At 72.0% G+C, this 15,842-nt stretch carries 17 protein-coding genes; 8 read left to right on the top strand and 9 right to left on the bottom strand.

Features of this window, described 5'->3' with window-relative positions:
* Positions 1 to 139: 139 nt before the first annotated feature.
* The gene (locus BM419_RS33180; RefSeq protein ID WP_091925466.1) at positions 140 to 586 is read left to right on the top strand and encodes a methyl-accepting chemotaxis protein; all 447 of its coding nucleotides are present in this window, start codon (positions 140 to 142) and stop codon (positions 584 to 586) included.
* Positions 587 to 658: 72 nt separating this feature from the next.
* Here the strand turns inward: BM419_RS33180 and BM419_RS06040 are convergent, their stop codons facing one another.
* Complete coding sequence (locus BM419_RS06040) at positions 659 to 2,503, bottom strand: ABC transporter transmembrane domain-containing protein (RefSeq protein WP_091925462.1); 1,845 nt, start codon at positions 2,501 to 2,503, stop codon at positions 659 to 661.
* A 240-nt stretch (positions 2,504 to 2,743) separates the two neighbouring features.
* On the opposite strand from BM419_RS06040, the gene rpmE reads away from it, so the two are divergent.
* Positions 2,744 to 2,992, top strand: a complete 249-nt coding sequence (rpmE, locus tag BM419_RS06035; protein WP_012322259.1) for a 50S ribosomal protein L31 — start codon at positions 2,744 to 2,746, stop codon at positions 2,990 to 2,992.
* Between the two features lie 355 nt (positions 2,993 to 3,347).
* A complete protein-coding gene (locus BM419_RS06030) occupies positions 3,348 to 4,130 on the top strand; it encodes a MetQ/NlpA family ABC transporter substrate-binding protein (protein ID WP_091925458.1) in 783 nt (260 codons plus the stop codon).
* A gap of 55 nt (positions 4,131 to 4,185) precedes the next feature.
* Here the strand turns inward: BM419_RS06030 and BM419_RS06025 are convergent, their stop codons facing one another.
* The 5 genes from BM419_RS06025 to BM419_RS06005 all read right to left on the bottom strand — a co-directional run bounded on the left by BM419_RS06025 (position 4,186) and on the right by BM419_RS06005 (position 8,947).
* Complete coding sequence (locus BM419_RS06025; RefSeq protein WP_020090682.1) at positions 4,186 to 4,716, bottom strand: protease adaptor protein RcdA; 531 nt, start codon at positions 4,714 to 4,716, stop codon at positions 4,186 to 4,188.
* Positions 4,717 to 4,895: 179 nt separating this feature from the next.
* Complete coding sequence (locus BM419_RS06020; protein ID WP_091925454.1) at positions 4,896 to 7,031, bottom strand: TonB-dependent receptor family protein; 2,136 nt, start codon at positions 7,029 to 7,031, stop codon at positions 4,896 to 4,898.
* A gap of 43 nt (positions 7,032 to 7,074) precedes the next feature.
* Positions 7,075 to 7,515 (bottom strand): hypothetical protein, encoded by a 441-nt coding sequence (locus tag BM419_RS06015; RefSeq protein WP_244540709.1) that lies wholly within the window; start codon positions 7,513 to 7,515, stop codon positions 7,075 to 7,077.
* 37 nt (positions 7,516 to 7,552) lie between these two features.
* Positions 7,553 to 8,527: a copper chaperone PCu(A)C domain-containing protein gene (locus BM419_RS06010; RefSeq protein WP_091925450.1), complete on the bottom strand. Its 975-nt coding sequence runs from the start codon at positions 8,525 to 8,527 to the stop codon at positions 7,553 to 7,555.
* 42 nt (positions 8,528 to 8,569) lie between these two features.
* Positions 8,570 to 8,947, bottom strand: a complete 378-nt coding sequence (locus tag BM419_RS06005; RefSeq protein ID WP_091925446.1) for a hypothetical protein — start codon at positions 8,945 to 8,947, stop codon at positions 8,570 to 8,572.
* A gap of 229 nt (positions 8,948 to 9,176) precedes the next feature.
* Here BM419_RS06005 and BM419_RS06000 point away from each other — a divergent pair, with 229 nt between their 5' ends.
* The gene (locus BM419_RS06000; protein ID WP_020090677.1) at positions 9,177 to 10,475 is read left to right on the top strand and encodes a L,D-transpeptidase family protein; all 1,299 of its coding nucleotides are present in this window, start codon (positions 9,177 to 9,179) and stop codon (positions 10,473 to 10,475) included.
* 215 nt (positions 10,476 to 10,690) lie between these two features.
* Positions 10,691 to 12,355, top strand: coding sequence for a calcineurin-like phosphoesterase C-terminal domain-containing protein (locus BM419_RS05995; protein WP_091925443.1), 1,665 nt, complete (start codon positions 10,691 to 10,693; stop codon positions 12,353 to 12,355).
* 33 nt (positions 12,356 to 12,388) lie between these two features.
* Here BM419_RS05995 and BM419_RS05990 read toward each other — a convergent pair whose 3' ends face one another.
* On the bottom strand, positions 12,389 to 12,967 hold the full coding sequence (locus BM419_RS05990; protein ID WP_091925440.1) for a type 1 glutamine amidotransferase domain-containing protein: 579 nt from the start codon (positions 12,965 to 12,967) through the stop codon (positions 12,389 to 12,391).
* A 167-nt stretch (positions 12,968 to 13,134) separates the two neighbouring features.
* Between BM419_RS05990 and BM419_RS05985 the strand changes: the two genes are divergently transcribed.
* Positions 13,135 to 13,338, top strand: coding sequence for a hypothetical protein (locus BM419_RS05985; protein WP_012322267.1), 204 nt, complete (start codon positions 13,135 to 13,137; stop codon positions 13,336 to 13,338).
* 30 nt (positions 13,339 to 13,368) lie between these two features.
* Here BM419_RS05985 and BM419_RS05980 read toward each other — a convergent pair whose 3' ends face one another.
* Positions 13,369 to 13,758, bottom strand: a complete 390-nt coding sequence (locus BM419_RS05980) for a hypothetical protein (RefSeq protein WP_091925437.1) — start codon at positions 13,756 to 13,758, stop codon at positions 13,369 to 13,371.
* Between the two features lie 317 nt (positions 13,759 to 14,075).
* On the opposite strand from BM419_RS05980, the gene BM419_RS05975 reads away from it, so the two are divergent.
* Together BM419_RS05975 and BM419_RS05970 are read left to right on the top strand one after the other, a co-directional pair.
* Positions 14,076 to 14,285 (top strand): cold-shock protein, encoded by a 210-nt coding sequence (locus tag BM419_RS05975; protein ID WP_012322269.1) that lies wholly within the window; start codon positions 14,076 to 14,078, stop codon positions 14,283 to 14,285.
* Between the two features lie 216 nt (positions 14,286 to 14,501).
* Positions 14,502 to 14,738, top strand: a complete 237-nt coding sequence (locus BM419_RS05970; protein WP_091679178.1) for an AsnC family transcriptional regulator — start codon at positions 14,502 to 14,504, stop codon at positions 14,736 to 14,738.
* A 33-nt stretch (positions 14,739 to 14,771) separates the two neighbouring features.
* On the opposite strand, the gene BM419_RS05965 is transcribed toward BM419_RS05970, so the two are convergent.
* Positions 14,772 to 15,587 carry an inositol monophosphatase family protein gene (locus BM419_RS05965; protein ID WP_091925433.1) on the bottom strand — a complete coding sequence of 272 codons (816 nt, stop codon included), beginning with the start codon at positions 15,585 to 15,587 and terminating at the stop codon, positions 14,772 to 14,774.
* Positions 15,588 to 15,842 lie beyond the last annotated feature (255 nt).

Raw genomic sequence — 15,842 nt, 5'->3', positions numbered from 1 at the left:
AACACCAGAAGCCGGAAGAGATAGGCGGTAATTCCCCCGGCGGGCGCCGATTCCTCCTGTGCGCGCCGCAGCTCTGCTGGATTAACGCATCGTTATCCTTGACGTCCCATGGTGCGGCCGATCCAGGGAGACCGTATCGATGTCGAAGCTCAGCCTGTCCCTGAACGCGGTTCGGCCCGGAGCCGACGATCACTCCCGGCCGCACGTCGCCCTGCGGGACGAGGCCAGCGCGATTGCCGCGGCCGTGCGGGTCTTCGAGGACGGGCTGACAGACCTGCGCGCGGGCGTGCGGGCCGCGGACGACGCCGCGTCCGCCGCGGCGGCGGCCGACGCGGCGACCGGCCTCCTGGCCGGCATTGCCGGTCAGACCAGCCTGATGGCGCTCCGGGCCGCGATCGAGGCGGCCCGCGATGGCGGAGAGGGCCGGGGCTTCGCGGCCGCGGCCGCGGAGGTCAGGGACTTGGCCGGGCAGATGGTGCGGGCGACCGACACGATCGTGGCCCAGGTCGGCCAGATCCAGTCCGCGGCGGAGCGGGCGCAGGATACCGCGACCCGGGGGCAGCGCCAGGCCGCGTCCGCGCACTGAGGCCGCGCACCCCGCACCGGCGATCCGTCGCGCGGACGGGCGCCGCCCCGGGCGGCTCCGGGCGCGACCCGGCTACTCGGCGACCGGCAGGCGCTCGCCCCGGCTGCGGGGCTCCTTGCCCCGCGCCGTCTCGTCCAGCGCGTCGGTGAACTGCAGGTTCGCGAGCTGGGCGTAGAGCGCGCCCTGAGCCAGCAGGCTCTCGTGGGTTCCGGTCTCGACGATGCGGCCGTCGTCGAGGACCAGGATGCGGTCCGCGGCGCGGATCGTGGCGAGCCGGTGGGCGATCACCAGCGTGGTCCGGCCCTGCATCAGCGTGGCGAGGGCGGCCTGGACGGCGCGCTCGGACTCGGCGTCCAGGGCCGAGGTGGCTTCGTCGAGGAGCAGGATCGGCGCGTCCTTGAGGATCGCCCGGGCGATGGCGATGCGCTGCCGCTGGCCGCCCGAGAGGGTCACGCCGCGCTCGCCCACCTGGGTCGCGTAGCCCTGCGGCAGGGCCGAGACGAAGCCGTGCGCGTTGGCGAGTTCGGCCGCGCGCCGGACCTCCGCCTCGCCGGCCTCCGGGCGGCCGTAGCGGATGTTCTCGGTGACGGTGCCGGAGAACACGACGGGGTCCTGGGGCACCAGGGCGATGCGGGCGCGCAGGCGCTCGGGATCGACCTGGGCGATGTCGGCGCCGTCGACCACGATCCGGCCGCCCTGCGGGTCGTAGAAGCGCAGCAGCAGCTGGAACACCGTCGATTTGCCCGCGCCGGAGGGGCCCACGATGGCGATGCGCTCGCCGGGCGCGGCCGCGAAGCTGAGGCCGCCGAGGGCGGCGTGTTCCGGGCGGGTGGGGTAGGCGAAGCGCACGTCCTCGAAGGCCACCGCGCCCCGGGCCGGCTCGGGCAGCGGCAGGGCCGGGGACGGCGCGCGGATCGCGGGCTCCGCGGCGAGGATCTCGGTGAGCCGCTCGGCCGCGCCGGCCGACATGGCGAGGTCGCCGTAGACCTCGGAGAGCTGCCCGAGGGCGCCGGCGCCGAACACGGCGTAGAGCACGAACTGCGAGAGCTCGCCGCCCGTCATCGTGTGGTTCAGGACGCCCTGGGCGCCGTACCACATCACCCCGACCACCGAGGCCGAGATCAGGAAGATCGCGACGCCGGTGAGCAGCGCGCGGGCCCGGATCGAGGCCTGGGCGGCGCCGTAGGCCTCCTCGGAGGCCGCCGCGAACCGGGCCGCCGTCGAGTCGGAGCGGCCGAAGGCCTGCATCGTCCGCACCGCCCCGACCGCCTCGGCGGCGTAGGCCGAGGCCTCCGCGAGCCGGTCCTGGGCCGCCCGGGAGCGCCGGCGCACGCCGCGGCCCGACACGATCAGCGGGAAGACGATGATCGGGATCGCGGCCAGCACCATCACCGATAGGCGCGGGCTCGTCACCACCATCATGGCGGTGGCGCCCACGAACAGGAACAGGTTGCGCAGCAGGATCGAGACCGAGACGCCGAAGGCCGACTTGATCTGCGTCGCGTCCGCGGTGAGCCGCGAGACGATCTCGCCGGACTGCGCCCGGTCGAAGAACGCCGGATCGAGCTGGGTCAGCCGCGCGAAGACGGCGCTGCGGAGGTCGGCGACGACCCGCTCGCCCAGCGTCACCACCGTGTAGACGCGGGCCGCGCTCGACAGCGCGAAGGCCGCGACGACGCCGAGCAGGGCGAGGAAGTAGGCGTCGATCACGTTCGAGCCGTCGGCGGTGAAGCCGTGGTCGATGACCCGGCGCATGGCGATCGGGACGACCAGCGTCGAGGCCGACGCGCAGATGAGGGCGACGAGCCCCGCGGCGATCCGCGCGCGGTAGCGCAGCGCGAAGGGGAGGAGCGGCCGGAGGGCGCTCAGCGGGGCTCTGGGTCGGCCGGCCGCGGCCGCCTTGGTTTTACGGGCCATCACGCCTCACGTGTTGTCGTTCTCCCGGTCCGCGGCGCTTGTGACCGGGGAGCGGCTGCGGTATAGGCCGCCGCTCATCCGATTGCGTGTGTTCAATGGCCGCGGGCCGCCACCACGGTCGGCTTGGACGTGCCGTTGCCACGAACCCATGGTTCGGTGCAACCGGTGACATCTTCCGCATTCCGGGCCGGGCGGCGCCTCCTGCGCTTCCCGCCGGCGTGCCAGACAGGGACCAAGGTCATGGCGAAGGACGCGGCCGCGAAGGCCAAGGGGACCGAGCACCCCGATTACCACTTCATCAAGGTCGTGATGACGGACGGTACCGAGTACCAGACCCGTTCGACCTACGGGAAGGAGGGCGACACCCTCAATCTCGACATCGATCCGCTGACCCATCCGGCCTGGACCGGCGGTGAGCAGAAGATGCTCGACCGCGGCGGCCGCGTGTCGCGCTTCAACTCGCGGTTCGGCAACCTCGGCAAGCGCTGAGCGCCGCAGCCGTCACGGCGACGCTGTACGAGACGGGCGGTCCCTGGCGGGGCCGCCCGTTTTCGTGCGCGGCGGCGCGCGGCCGCGCGCGTTATCCACAGGACGGGTTTGCGAAGATCGCCCGGACCTTGGCGCGAACCGCGCGTCCGGATGCGGGGACGGGAACGCTTCTTCTCGGACGGGCCGTGCCCGCGGCCTCCGCGGCCGGGTCCGGCCGCCGCCGGCGCATTCAAAGCGCGGCCGGGCCGTCGTATCCTTCCCCGGTCACCCGCGGTTCGCCGGAACGCCGCCGCGCGGGCGGCCCGCCTGTCCGGGGGCCGAGGCTCTCCGGACGCACTGCTAGGATCGAGATCCGATGAGACGTCTTCTGCTGCTGTTCCTCGCCCTGGTCGGTCTGGCCGTCGCGCCGGCCATGGCCGCGGACAAGATCAAGGTCGGCATCATGGGCGGGGATGCCGAAGTCCTCTGGGCGAAGGCCAAGGAGATCGCGGCCCGCGACGGGCTCGACATCAACCTGGTGGTGTTCTCCGACTACCTGCTGCCGAACGAGGCGCTCCAGTCCGGCGACCTCGACGCCAACGCCTTCCAGCACAAGCCGTTTCTCGCCAACCAGGTCAAGGCGCGCGGCTACAAGATCGTCCCCGTCGGCGAGACGATCGTGACGCCGATCGGCCTGTATTCGAAGCGAATCAAGGCTGTCGGCGACCTGAAGGACGGCGCGCAGATCGGCATCCCGAACGACCCGTCGAACGGCGGTCGGGCGCTCCTGCTGCTGCAGGCCGAGAAGCTGATCCGCCTGAAGGACGGGGTCGGCCTGCTGCCGACGGTCTTCGACGTCGTCGACAATCCCAAGCGCCTGAAGTTCCAGGAGGTCGACGCCGCGCAGCTGCCCCGCAGCCTCGAGGATCTCGACGCCGCGGTGATCAACACCAACTACGCCGTCGATGCCGGCCTGATCCCCGGCAAGGACTCCATCGCGATCGAGTCCAAGGTCGACAACTCCTACAACAACGTCATCGTGGTCCGCGAGGCGGACACGGGCAAGCCCTGGGTGCCGAAGCTGGTCCACGCGTTCCAGAACGACGCGATCCGCCAGATCCTGAAGGAGCAGTTCCCGGGCCAGTTCCCGGCGTTCTGAGCGTCGGGGCCGGAACGCCGGCCTCGCGCGGCGGCGACGCTCCGGGGAGCGCCGCTCAGCCCTCGCTCATGCGGAAGGCCATCCGCAGCAGGCCCTGCTGCGCGGCGACGGGGCTCTCCACCGGCTGCGGCGTCGGCCGGTCCTCGGCGATCAGCGCGTCGAGGTGCAGGATGCGGCTGTGCAGGCGACGGGCCCGGAGGATCAGCTGCTGCAGGCGCATCGGCAGCAGGTTGAAATCCTGCTGCTTCGGCGGCTCGGCGGTGCCGAGCTTGACCCGGTGCTTCTCCAAGAGGGCCTCGGCCGGGGTCATCTCGCCCTCGGCGACGGCGCGCTGCACCAGCAGCCACGAGGCGATCTGCATCAGCAGCGTGGTCAGGCGCATGCTCTCGGCCGCGTAGCTGAGCGTCGCGTCCCGGGACACGAGGCGCGACTCGTCGCGGCCCTCGCCGTCGAGATAGGCGGCCGTCTCCTCGACCAGGGTCATCCCGTCGCGGAACAGCGCCTTGAAGGCTTCCGAGTTGACGTAGGACCTGCCGAAATCGACCCAGTCCTGATCGTCCCGGAACGTGACATCGAAGCCGTTCATCTGCCTCTCCTGTGCCGTCCGACGGCCCGGCTCGTTCCGATCCGGGACGCTCCGTCCGTGGCTTTCGGACGACGCCGCAATCCTAGCGCCGATTGGCCCGGACAGCAGGGTTCATGTTTTTTTAACCTTAACCCGCCGCCCGGGATCTGGAGAAGTGCCGCGGATGGCGGCACCCGCGCTCAGAACGAGGCGCGGATACCGCCGAAGACGCTGCGGCCGCTCCCGGGATAGAAGGCGGCCAGCGTGGCCGGGCCGCCCGCCGTCGCGGCGGCGTTCGCCACCACGGCGATGTCGGAGACGTAGCGGGCGTTCGTGAGGTTGCGGGCATCCACGAACAGGGCGACGCCGTCGGCGAGATCGAGGCCGGCCTCGACGCCGAGCAGGGCGTAGCCGGGCACCCGCAGGGTGTTGGCGTGATCGGCGAAGGCGCCCTGCGGCACCCAGTCGAGCGACGGCGCGACGTGGAAGCCGCGCGGGTGCCGGTAGCTCAGGACGGTGCGCAGCACGTCGGCCGGGATCCCGGCGATGCGGTTGTTGCCGAAGACCGGGTCGCCGACGAACCGGAAGTCGTTGTGGGTCCAGATCTGGGTCACGCTGAGCCCGTCGCCCGCCGCCGCGAGGTCGCGGGCGAGGTCCAGGGTGAGCGCCGCCTCGACGCCCTGGTGGGCGGAGCGGGGGGTGTTGAAGGTGGCGGCCGGGATGTTGAGGCCGGGATTGGTCGCGAAGTTGATCAGCTCGTCGCGCAGGTCCGACCGGTAGAGCGTCACGTCGAAGGCGAGGCGGTCGAAGCGCCCGCGGGCGCCGGCCTCGTAGGTCCAGGCGCGCTGCGCCCGCAGGGGCACGAAGGTCGTGCTCAGGAGGTTCTGCTGCACGAGGTCGGAGAAGTCCGGCACGTCCCGGGACCGGACGACATCGCCGAAGATCTGGATGTTGGGCCGCGGCTGCCACAGCAGGCCGACTTTGGGGTTGACGCCCGCGTAGGTCACGTCGGCGAAGCGCGGGTTCGGGTTGCCCGGCAGCCCGCCCTTGTCGCTGAAGGTCCGGTTCGACGAGAACGCCTTCGCGCCGGTCATCAGCGCCACGTCCGGCAGGAACCAGAATCGGTTCTCGCCGTAGGCCTCGAGGCTCGAGGCGCTCTGAAGGGCGTTGAGCGTCTGCGCGCCTCGCTGCCCGCGGACGTTGACGAATTGCAGCGCGGAGTTCTGGCCCGCGAAGGCGCGCAGGCCCAGCACCACGTCGTCGCGGAAGCCGCCGAGATCGAGGGTCCCGGCCCAGTGCGGGCTGATCCCGTAGGTCCAGCCGTCCTGGTCGATCGCCTGGAAGATCGGGTGGTACAGGCTCTTGTGGATCGCCCAGGTGTCGACGTCGAGCTTGCCCACGTCGAGCAGGAACGAGGTGCGGTTCGCGATCCGCTCCGTCTCGACCTTGCGGGACTGGTTGCCGGTGATCGCCGTCGGGTTGGCCAGTGTCGGCGTCGAGAGGCTCTGGCCGAGGGTCAGGGTGCCCGGCAGCTTCTGATCGGTGATGTAGGTGCCGAGATAGAAGCGGGTCTCGATGTCGGGCGCGATCCGGTAGCCGATATTGGCGTTGAAATTCTTCGTGGCCTGGGCCTCGTGGGCGCGGAACCCGTCGGAATTGGTCAGCGTCGCGTTGACCAGCCCGTCGAGCGGCCCGTCGATGCGGGACATCTGCGCCTGTTCGCGGATCGTGCCGAAGCTGCCGCCGTCGACCCGCAGGATGTTGGGCGCCAGCGCGGTGTAGGCCGTGGGCGTGACGGCGTTGACGGCGCCGCCGAGCGTCGTCGCCCCGAAGGTGAGGGCGTTGCCGCCCTTGTAGACCTCCACCGAGCGCAGGGCGAGCGGGTCCACCTGATAGAAGTCGCCGCTCCCGTCCGCGAGGTTGAGCGGGATCCCGTCCTGCAGCAGCTCCAGCCCGCGCAGGTGGAAGGCGCGGGCGATGCCCGAGCCGCGGACCGACAGGCGCAGCTCCTGCCCGTAGCGCTCCTGCACGTAGACGCCGGGCACGTCCTTGAGCACGTCGCGGAGCGTGTTGGTGTAGCGGTCCTGGAGCGCCGCGGTGTCGACGAAGGCCACGGAGCCGACGGTCCCCGCGAGGGCGGCCCTCTGGCGGTCGACGCTCGGCACCGAGAGCGAGCCGCGGGTCTCGTCCGACGGCGCGTCCGTCGCGGCGGCGCCGACGACGCTGAGTTCGGACAGGGTGACCGAGGCGGCGGACGGCGTCTGGGCCGCGGCCGGCGTCGCGCAGGTGAACAGCAGGAGCGCGGCGCGTCGGCTGGCCCGGAACTGGCGGGGCATGGTGTGGATCCGTGTCTGGCGATCGGGAAGGCGGGGCGATCGGTCAGACGACGGGCGGGGCGCGGGCTCCGAGGCCGGGACGCGGGGGCGCCCGCGGGAGGGCGACGCGCCGCGGCCGGGCGGCGGCGGCCGCGGCGGGTCGGGCCACCGGCACGGCGGCGACGGTCGACGGCGCGGGCAGGGTGGCGGGCCCGGCCGCGTGGCAGGCGACGCAGCAATCCCCGCGGTGAGGGGCCGGCAGCTGTTTGCCGGCCGGTGCCGGATCGGTCGGGCCGCCGTCGGCGAGGCAGAGGACGTGGTCCGGCCCCGCGGCGGCGGAGGCCAGGCCGCCGAGGACGCCCTGGAGCGCCAGGGCGTAGAGGGCGAGGAGCGCCACGATCCGGGCGAGCGCGCGCGCCGGCCGCGCGGGGGCGACCCGAAGGTCCGCGCGGCCGCGACGGCCGGGCGCCGCGGCGGCCCGGCCTCGTGGATCTGCTCGCGTCACGGCTGTCGCCCGGCGGCCGAAGCTCGGTCCCGGGCGGCTAGTGCTGGTGCTGGTGCTGGCCGCCCGGCGCGCCCGCACCGATCGGCGCCACCGTGAAGGTCACCGGCACGGCGCCGGCCCGCTGGAAGGTGAGCGTCCCCGCGACGGTCTCGCCCGCCTTCGGCGCGCCGGTCAGGTCCTCGAACATGAGGTGATAGCCGCCGGGCTTCAGCTCCACGGTCTCGCCGGGCTTGATGGTCAGGCCGTTCGTGACCGGCGCCATCTTCATGACGCCGCCCTCCATCGACATGGAGTGGATGTCGCTGCTCTTGGCGAACGGCACCGCGGCGCCCGTGAGCGTGTCCGGCGCGCTCCCCGTGTTGGTGATGCGCACGTACCCGCCGGCGACCTTGGCGCCGTTCGGCGTGGCGCGCAGCCACGGCGTCTCGATCGTCAGGTCACCGGCCTTCACGGTCGTCGCGGCCGCGGCCGTCCCCGCGGTCGGCGCGCCGCCCGCCTGGGCGACCTGGACGATCCGGAAGGACGGCGCGGCCGCCTTCAGGTCGTGGGCGTCCTGGCCGGCCTTAGGGATCTCCGACCAGGAATAGCTGCCCTCCGCGCAATCCTGCTGGACCGGGACGTAGACGGTCGCGCCGGGCTCGAAGGTGCCGGCGACCTGCGCCAGGAAGGTGAACTCGTCGACCTGATCATCCGGAAGGGAGCCGCCGCTCCACGTGATCGACGTCACGCCCTCCGCTGCCGTGCCGTGATGGGTCGCGTAGGTCTTGGCGTAGGGTCCGCGCGTCGTCGCGAGGGTCCAGCCGGGTTTCGGCATCGGCTTGGCGCCGATCAGGCCCTCCGGGATGGTGACGCTCACGCGGGTCGTCGGCTTGCCGTTGCAGCCGTGCATGATCTGGACGACGCCGCGATACGAGGCGCCGGGGGTTGCCTGCTTGCGTTCCAGCACCGCGTGGGCCTGCGCCGCGGAGGCGAGCAGCCCGAGGCCGAGGGCGGCCGAGACAAGGGTCTTCATGGGAATACATCCGTCCTGAGGGATCCGAGAGGTGGTGATCGCTCAGACGGTTGGCGGCCCCCTCGGGGACGCGATGGTGCCGGGCGGCGCGCGGGCGCCGACGCTCCGGTCGAGGGGCCAGGCCGGCCGCAGGTCCGCGGTCGCGACCCATCGGAAGCCGACGGACGGGGGGCGCGGCGGGAGCGCCGGGCCGGTGGCCTGGGCCGCCGTGCAGCAATCGCCGTGGTCGTGGGGGACGGGCGCGCCCGATGGAGCGGACGCGTCGGCATGCTGCGCGCAGAGGCCGTCGGTCGCCGCCGGCACCGGCATCAGGCCGCCGAGAAAGGCCTGGAGCAGCAGGGCGTAGAGCGCCAGCAGGGCGACGACGGCCCGCAGGGCCGGCCCGACACGTCGATCCGAAAGGGCCTCGCCCGAATCCATGCTGCTCCCGCGCGCCGTCCGAACCGGACCGCTATGGCATCCCTGCCACACCGGCGCGACGATGGCTGTTGCCAGGGTGCCGCAGACGGACGCCGCGTGCGCTGGCGCACGGCGATGCCACATTCCGGCCCCTTCGATAGGGAGTCTTAACGCCATCCCGACACCGTGGCGCCCGAGACAATCCGCTCCCGTCACGACCTGACGAACCCCGGACCAGAGCCAGCGACCGATGCGCAAGAAGGCACAAAACCGGTTCCCCGCGATCCTCGGCGTCGCCGCCCTCGGCGCGCTCGGCATCGGCGGCGCCCAAGCCCGCGATCAGGGCAACTATGCCCAGGCCGAGTGGGCGCAGGACTACGCCTCACCCGCCGGCATGCAGGTGCAGCGCGAGACGGTGCCGATCCTCTCGCCCCAGACCGTGACGTCCACCGAGCAGATGGTGGAGCGCTACAAGGACATCGTCGCCCGCGGTGGCTGGCGGCAGGTTTCCGGCGCCGACCACCTGCGGATCGGCTCGCGCGGCCCGGCCGTGGCGGCCATCCGCCAGCGCCTGATCGTCACCGGCGACCTCGATCCGGCCGCGGGCGGCTCGGGCGTGTACGATTCGTACGTCGCCGCGGGCGTGAAGCGGTTCCAGGCCCGGCACGGCCTCAGCCAGACCGGCGCGATGACGATGGCGACCCAGCAGGCCATGAACGTGCCCGCCGACGTGCGCCTGCGCCAGCTCGAGATCAACGTCGTGCGCCTGCGCTCCTACTCGGGCGATCTCGGCCGGCGCTTCGTGATCACCAACATCCCGGCCGCGCTCGTCGAGACGGTCGAGAACGGTCAGGTCGTCACGCTCCACGCCGCCGGCGTGGGCAAGATCGACCGCCAGTCGCCGATCATGAACACCAAGGCGACGCAGATCAATTTCAACCCGACCTGGACGGTCCCGGCTTCCATCGTGAAGAAGGACCTGATCCCGAAGATGCAGAAGGATCCGAACTACCTCACGGACAACAAGATCCGGATCCTGTCGAACGGCTCCGAGGTCTCGCCGAAGTCGGTGAACTGGTTCTCGGACGAGGGCACCCGCTACACCTACCGGCAGGATTCGGGCGCCGACTTCAACTCGATGGGCATCGTCCGCATCAACATCCCGAACCCCTACGGCGTGTTCATGCACGACACGAACACCAAGGGCGTGTTCGGCGACGATTTCCGCTTCATCTCCTCAGGCTGCGTGCGCGTGCAGAACGTGCGCGAGTACATCACGTGGCTGCTGAAGGACACGCCCGGCTGGGACCGTCAGAAGGTCGAGGAGGCGATCGAGAGCGGCAAGCGCATCGACGCCAACATCTCCCAGCCGGTGCCGGTCTACTGGACCTACATCACCGCCTGGTCGACCCCGGACGGCATCGTCCAGTTCCGCGACGACATCTACAAGCGTGACGGCGTGAACGTGCCCTCGACCATCGGCGCGCCGACCCCGGTCGCCAGCGCCGAGCCGATGCCGCAGACCTTCGAGCCCGGCGACGAGGAGTAGTCGGACCCGCGGGCGCCGGCCGCTCCCGGCGACGCCCGCCCGTCGAACCCGATCCGAGGCCCGCACCTCTGCCGAGGCGCGGGCCTCGCGCGTTCGGGGCCGCGCCTGTCATCCGGAGGTCAAACGCGTCTGGTTGGCCGCGCAGGCAGCGTCCCGGATGCCGGTTGCCGGCCTCCCGCGGGACGCCGCGCCGCGAAGCCGTGCAGGAGCCATCGATGTCGCGCGACACCCAGCCCGGAGGCCTGACCCGCCGGAGCACCATGGCGGGCGCCGCCGCCCTCGGCCTCGTCGCGGGCCGGGCCGGTGCGCAGGAGCCCGCCGAGGCCGCCGAGGCCACCGGGATCGTCTCCGCGCGCGACGCGGCCGGCGGGGACCCGGTCCCGCTGCCGGGCGTGCTGGTGTCCAACGGTCGCGAGATCGCGCGGACCGACGAGCGGGGCCGATACCGCCTGCCGATGTCGGGCGACGGCGCGGTCTTCGTCATCAAGCCGCCGGGCTACGCCCTGCCGCGCGACGCCGACAACGTGCCGCGCCACTCCTACATCCACCAGCCCGGGGGCACGCCCGCCGAGCTGGGCCTGCGCTACCGCGGCCTCGCGCCCACCGGGCCGCTCCCGGCCTCGATCGACTTCACCCTGACCCGCGCGGACGAGCCGGACGACTTCGACGTCGTGCTGTTCACAGATCCCCAGCCCGAGAGCCGGTTCGAACTCGACCACGTGCGCGACACCGCGGTCGCCCGCGCCATGGCGATCCCGGCCGCCTTCGGCCTGACCACAGGCGACGTGCTGTTCGACGATCTCTCGCTCTACGGCCGGTCCAACCGGATCGTCGGTCGGATCGGCCTGCCCTGGTACAGCCTGCCGGGCAACCACGACCTCAACATGCAGGCGCCGGACGCGCGCTACAGCCGCGAGACTTGGAAGCGGGTGTTCGGCGCGCCGACCTACGCGTTCCGGCACGGACGGGCGTGGTTCGTGATGCTCGACAACGTCGAGTGGCTCGGGCCGCCGGTGCCGGTGGGCGCCAACACCTACCGGGGCCGGATCGGCGACCGCGGCCTGGCCTTCCTGCGCAACCTCCTGGCCGAGATCCCGCGGGACGACCTGATCGTGCTGGCCATGCACATCCCCCTGCACACCGAGACCGGCCCCGAAGAGCCCCGCACCCACACCACGGACCGCGCCGCGCTCCTCGACCTGCTCGCCGGCCGCAAGGTGCTGAGCCTCGCCGGCCACACCCACACGACCGAGCACCACCACCTCGCCGACGGCCACCACCATCACGTGCTCACCGCCGTCTCGGGCTCGTGGTGGAGCGGTCCCGACACCCGCACGGGCATCCCCTCGGCCGACAGCCGCGACGGCACGCCGAACGGGTTCCACGTCCTGTCGATCCGCGGCACCGACTACACGACGCGCTACGTCGCCGCGCAGGGTCAGCCGGACGAGACCATGCGGATCCTGTTCGAGAGCGAGCTGCGGGCCGGCGCGCCCGAGGTGGTGCGCTGGACCCGGCCGGTGCAGGGGCTGCGGCCGCCGGTGCCGCAGGACGCGCTCGCCGACACGACCCTGGTGGTGAACGTGTTCGACGGCGGCCCGCGCACGCGCCTCGCGTTCCGGGTCGGGGACGCGACGCCCCGGCCGATGGCGCGCACCCGCCGCCCCGACCCGTTCGTCACCGAGCTCTACGAGCGTTACCCGGAGACGAAGAAGAGCTGGGTGAAGGCGGTGCCCTCGACCCATATCTGGACGGCGCGGCTCCCGGACGACCTCGCGCCGGGCGCCCACCGGGTCACCGTGGAGGGCGCGGACGAGTACGGCCGCCCGATCCGCGGCTGCACGGTGCTGGAAGTCACCGGCGAGCGCGGCCGCGGCTGAGCACGGGCGCCAGTCGTCCGGCGCCCGCGCGGGTCACGCCGCCAGCTGGCGGGCGCCGTGGCCGCCCTCTTGGATCTCCTCGACGATCTTCGCGCAGAAGGCGTCGAGGTCGCCCGGGTTGCGGCTCGTGACGATGCCGTGGTCGGTCACGACGTCCTTGTCGTGCCAGCGGCCGCCGGCATTGATCACGTCGGTCCGGACCGAGCTGAACGAGGTCAGGTCGCGGCCCTTGGCCGCGCCGGTCTCGATCAGCAGCCACGGGGCGTGGCAGATCACGGCCACGACCTTGCCGGACGTCAGGAAGCTCCTGATCAGGGCGAGGGCCTGGGGCTCGAGCCGGAGCTTGTCCGGGTTGATCTGGCCGCCCGGGAGGACGAGGGCGTCGTAGGATGCCGGGTCGACCTGCTCCAGGTCGGTGTCGACCGCGACCTCCCGGCCCCAGTCGGTCTTGTCCCAGCCGCGGATCGTGCCCTTGCTCTGGCGCGATTGCGGGGCGGCGACGGTCACCGCGGCGCCGGCCTCGGCCAGCTTGGCCTGCGGGACGGTCAGCTCGCTCTCCTCGAAACCGTCGGTGGCGAGGATCAGGATCTTGGCGTGGCGGATGTCGGGCATGGCGGGTCTCCGGTTCGGGGATCTGCCCGGCTAACGGAGGCTCGTGCCGCCCGTTCCCGCGGCCCTCCGCCGCCCGGCCGCGTCCGGGAGCGGACCCCGGACCGGTGATCGGAACCCCCGGGGAAGGCGGCCCGTTGGTCCCCATCCCAACTATCAGGAGTCGCGTCATGGCCAATCCCGGCCTTCCCGAGCCCACGCCCGGCGACCTGCCGCCGCCCCCGCCGACGCCCGAAGAGGAGCCCGATATCGGCCCGACCGGCCCGCGCACGCCCTATCCGGTGAACGATCCGGGGATCGGCGAACCCGGCGGTCCGGGCTCCGAGCCGGACATCTTCCCCGGCACGCCGACGGATCCCGGGACGCGCATGTGACGGCGCCCGCGACGGCGGTGCGCCCGGCCGTCAGTGACCGCCGTGCGAGGTCCGCACGTCGCGCGGGGCATTGAGGATCTCGGAGAGGCTCGTCACGACGTGGCGGGCCTCTTCGTCCGTCAGGCGGAGCTGGAACGGCGGCAGAGCGCCGGCCTGCAGGGCGACCACCGCCTGGCCCTCGTCGTCGGTACCGACCTCGATGGCCGACGACGTCACGTCGAGCATGGCGACCTCCTCGTCGCCCATCTCGTCGGCCATGCCGGGCTCGTCCGTATCGTCGATCGCCGTGAGGAGTTGCCCGACGGCGCGCACCAGCGCCCGGGCGGCGCGGGCATCCATCACCACCGCCGTCGCCTGATCGTCCTTCTGGAAGGAGAGCTGGATGTTCGCACCGTCCAGCGAGACCGAGATGCCTGCCATGTATCGTCCAGAGCCACGCGCCTTAACTGCTTGAGCGCATTCCGTATATGCATCGTGAATGCCCGGAATCACAGGGGGCGGTGCCGATCGGCCCCCTCCCGATCCCGGCCTGCGACGCAGATGATACGCCGCCCATGCCTTGTTGCGGCCGCAGCCTGCGCCTAAATACGTCCTCGGGGGGCTTATCCACCGAGGCTGACGCTGTTCAAGGTTCAGCGACTCGCGCCCCGCCGCACTGGCCAAATCCAGAAAGACCGTGGTGCATCACGCGGCCCTCGTGCCGCGCGGATGGCCTATGGACGAACGAGGTACACTACGTGAATACCGGCACTGTGAAGTGGTTCAATGAGACCAAGGGCTACGGTTTCATCCAGCCCGACGACGGCGGCAAGGACGTGTTCGTCCACATCTCGGCCGTCGAGCGCGCCGGGATGCGCAACCTGATCGAAGGCCAGCGGATCGCTTACGAGATCCTCACGGACAAGCGTAGCGGCAAGGACGCCGCCGGTAACCTGCAGGCGGCCTGACCGTCGCGGGTTCCGAGGCGCTTCCCGCGCCCTCAGTGCGCCGAAGTGTGCAACTGAGGATTGCGGGTGGCGCATGAAGCGGCCGCCAGACGCGGTTCCCCCTTCCGACGCTGCCTGCCCGGGCGAGACTGCCCGGGTTCCGGTCGCGTCGGAGGCAATATCCCAGAAACGACGCCGGGCGCAGCCAACGTCCGGTCCAGAAAAGAAAAGACAGTGATGTTATTCGAGTATACACGGCGCCGCGGCGTCCGTTCCCCCGTCACCGATGCCCCGACCTTCCGGGTCGGCAAGCTGGCGCGGGCCAAGACCGCGGACCAGACCGGGGCCGATCTCAGCGACCTGATCGACCGGTCCTACAACTACCACTCCCCGCGTGAACTGCACTGGCATCTCGCCGAGCGTCTCGGGCTCGCGCCCGCCGCGGTGAAGATCCGCGAGACCGCGACGGCCTGAGGCCGCTCGCCGCGGACACGCGGGGCCTCGGCCTCAGCGGTCCCAAGCGGCGAGCACCGGGTCGCGCAGACCCACCGGCGCGGCGAGCAACTCGCCGTGCACCGGGTCAGCGCGATTGTACGGCGTCGCAGCCCCGGAGAAATCGCAGACCACGCCGCCCGCCTCGCGCAGAACGAGGTCGGCGGCGGCCAAGTCCCAGTCGCGGGCATTCCCGGAAATCATCCCGATATCGACCGTCCCGTCCGCCACGCGGGCGAGCCTCAGGGCGAGGGACGGGATCCGCGCGATCACCTCGAAAGCCGGGTCCGCTCCGGCGCCCCGGGCCAGGCGGTCGAGCATCGGCTTCGGGCCGGTGACGCGGGCGCCGGGCAGGCTCCGCCTGGTATCGACGCGGATCGGTTCGCCGTTCCGCGTCGCGCCGCGCCCGCGCACGGCCTCGTAATCCGCGTCGCCCACCGGCGCGTGGACGAAGCCGATCAGCGGCTCGCCGCCCGACAGGAGCGCCACCGCGATCGACCAGTCCGGATGGCCCGACAGGAACGCCCGCGTCCCGTCGATCGGATCGACGATCCACACGAGGTCGTGGCCGAGGCGCGCCGGGTCGTCGGCGGTCTCCTCCGACAGCCATGCCGCCCGCGGCACGAGGGCGCTCAGACGCACCTTCAGGAAGGCATCGACCGCGACGTCCGCCTCGGTCACAGGCGAGCCGCCGGCCTTCGACCAGATGCGGGCCGAAGTCTGCCCGCCGAGCCTGAAGAACGGCCGCGCGATGTCGGCGGCCTCGCGCATCACGGCGCGCAACTCTGGCATCAGGGCGGATACGGCATCGTCGGTGAGAGGCTCTGGCATCGCGCTCCGCGTGGAATCCGTGCGGCCCGCGAGGGCCCCGCCGGCCCGCCCGTCCGACGGGCGGACGTCCGGGCCCGCTTGGGCTCACCCGGTCGGGCTGAGAAGACCCGGCGCGGAGGATCGCGCGCCCGGTCGCCCCGTTGTACGGCGGCGCCCGCAGCGCCACAAGGATGCTGGTTGATCGATCGATAACGACCGATCTGCGCAAGGAAATGTTGAGCATTCAAGGAAGCATTGAGCATTCCGCAAATGACA

Source organism: Methylobacterium sp. yr668, assembly GCF_900116245.1.
Lineage (GTDB): Bacteria > Pseudomonadota > Alphaproteobacteria > Rhizobiales > Beijerinckiaceae > Methylobacterium.
The sequence above is the reverse complement of the archived record's forward strand: the minus strand, read 5'-3'. Positions and strand labels throughout refer to the sequence as shown.

Coding starts and splice junctions, on each gene's coding strand:
- BM419_RS06025 (WP_020090682.1), bottom strand. CDS start 4,716: ATGAACGGCTTCGATGTCACGTTCCGGGACGATCAGGACTGGGTCGAT.
- BM419_RS05990 (WP_091925440.1), bottom strand. CDS start 12,967: ATGCCCGACATCCGCCACGCCAAGATCCTGATCCTCGCCACCGACGGT.
- BM419_RS06005 (WP_091925446.1), bottom strand. CDS start 8,947: ATGGATTCGGGCGAGGCCCTTTCGGATCGACGTGTCGGGCCGGCCCTG.
- BM419_RS06040 (WP_091925462.1), bottom strand. CDS start 2,503: ATGGCCCGTAAAACCAAGGCGGCCGCGGCCGGCCGACCCAGAGCCCCG.
- BM419_RS06030 (WP_091925458.1), top strand. CDS start 3,348: ATGAGACGTCTTCTGCTGCTGTTCCTCGCCCTGGTCGGTCTGGCCGTC.
- BM419_RS05985 (WP_012322267.1), top strand. CDS start 13,135: ATGGCCAATCCCGGCCTTCCCGAGCCCACGCCCGGCGACCTGCCGCCG.
- rpmE (WP_012322259.1), top strand. CDS start 2,744: ATGGCGAAGGACGCGGCCGCGAAGGCCAAGGGGACCGAGCACCCCGAT.
- BM419_RS05965 (WP_091925433.1), bottom strand. CDS start 15,587: ATGCCAGAGCCTCTCACCGACGATGCCGTATCCGCCCTGATGCCAGAG.
- BM419_RS05995 (WP_091925443.1), top strand. CDS start 10,691: ATGTCGCGCGACACCCAGCCCGGAGGCCTGACCCGCCGGAGCACCATG.
- BM419_RS05980 (WP_091925437.1), bottom strand. CDS start 13,758: ATGGCAGGCATCTCGGTCTCGCTGGACGGTGCGAACATCCAGCTCTCC.
- BM419_RS06010 (WP_091925450.1), bottom strand. CDS start 8,527: ATGAAGACCCTTGTCTCGGCCGCCCTCGGCCTCGGGCTGCTCGCCTCC.
- BM419_RS33180 (WP_091925466.1), top strand. CDS start 140: ATGTCGAAGCTCAGCCTGTCCCTGAACGCGGTTCGGCCCGGAGCCGAC.
- BM419_RS06020 (WP_091925454.1), bottom strand. CDS start 7,031: ATGCCCCGCCAGTTCCGGGCCAGCCGACGCGCCGCGCTCCTGCTGTTC.
- BM419_RS06000 (WP_020090677.1), top strand. CDS start 9,177: ATGCGCAAGAAGGCACAAAACCGGTTCCCCGCGATCCTCGGCGTCGCC.
- BM419_RS05970 (WP_091679178.1), top strand. CDS start 14,502: ATGTTATTCGAGTATACACGGCGCCGCGGCGTCCGTTCCCCCGTCACC.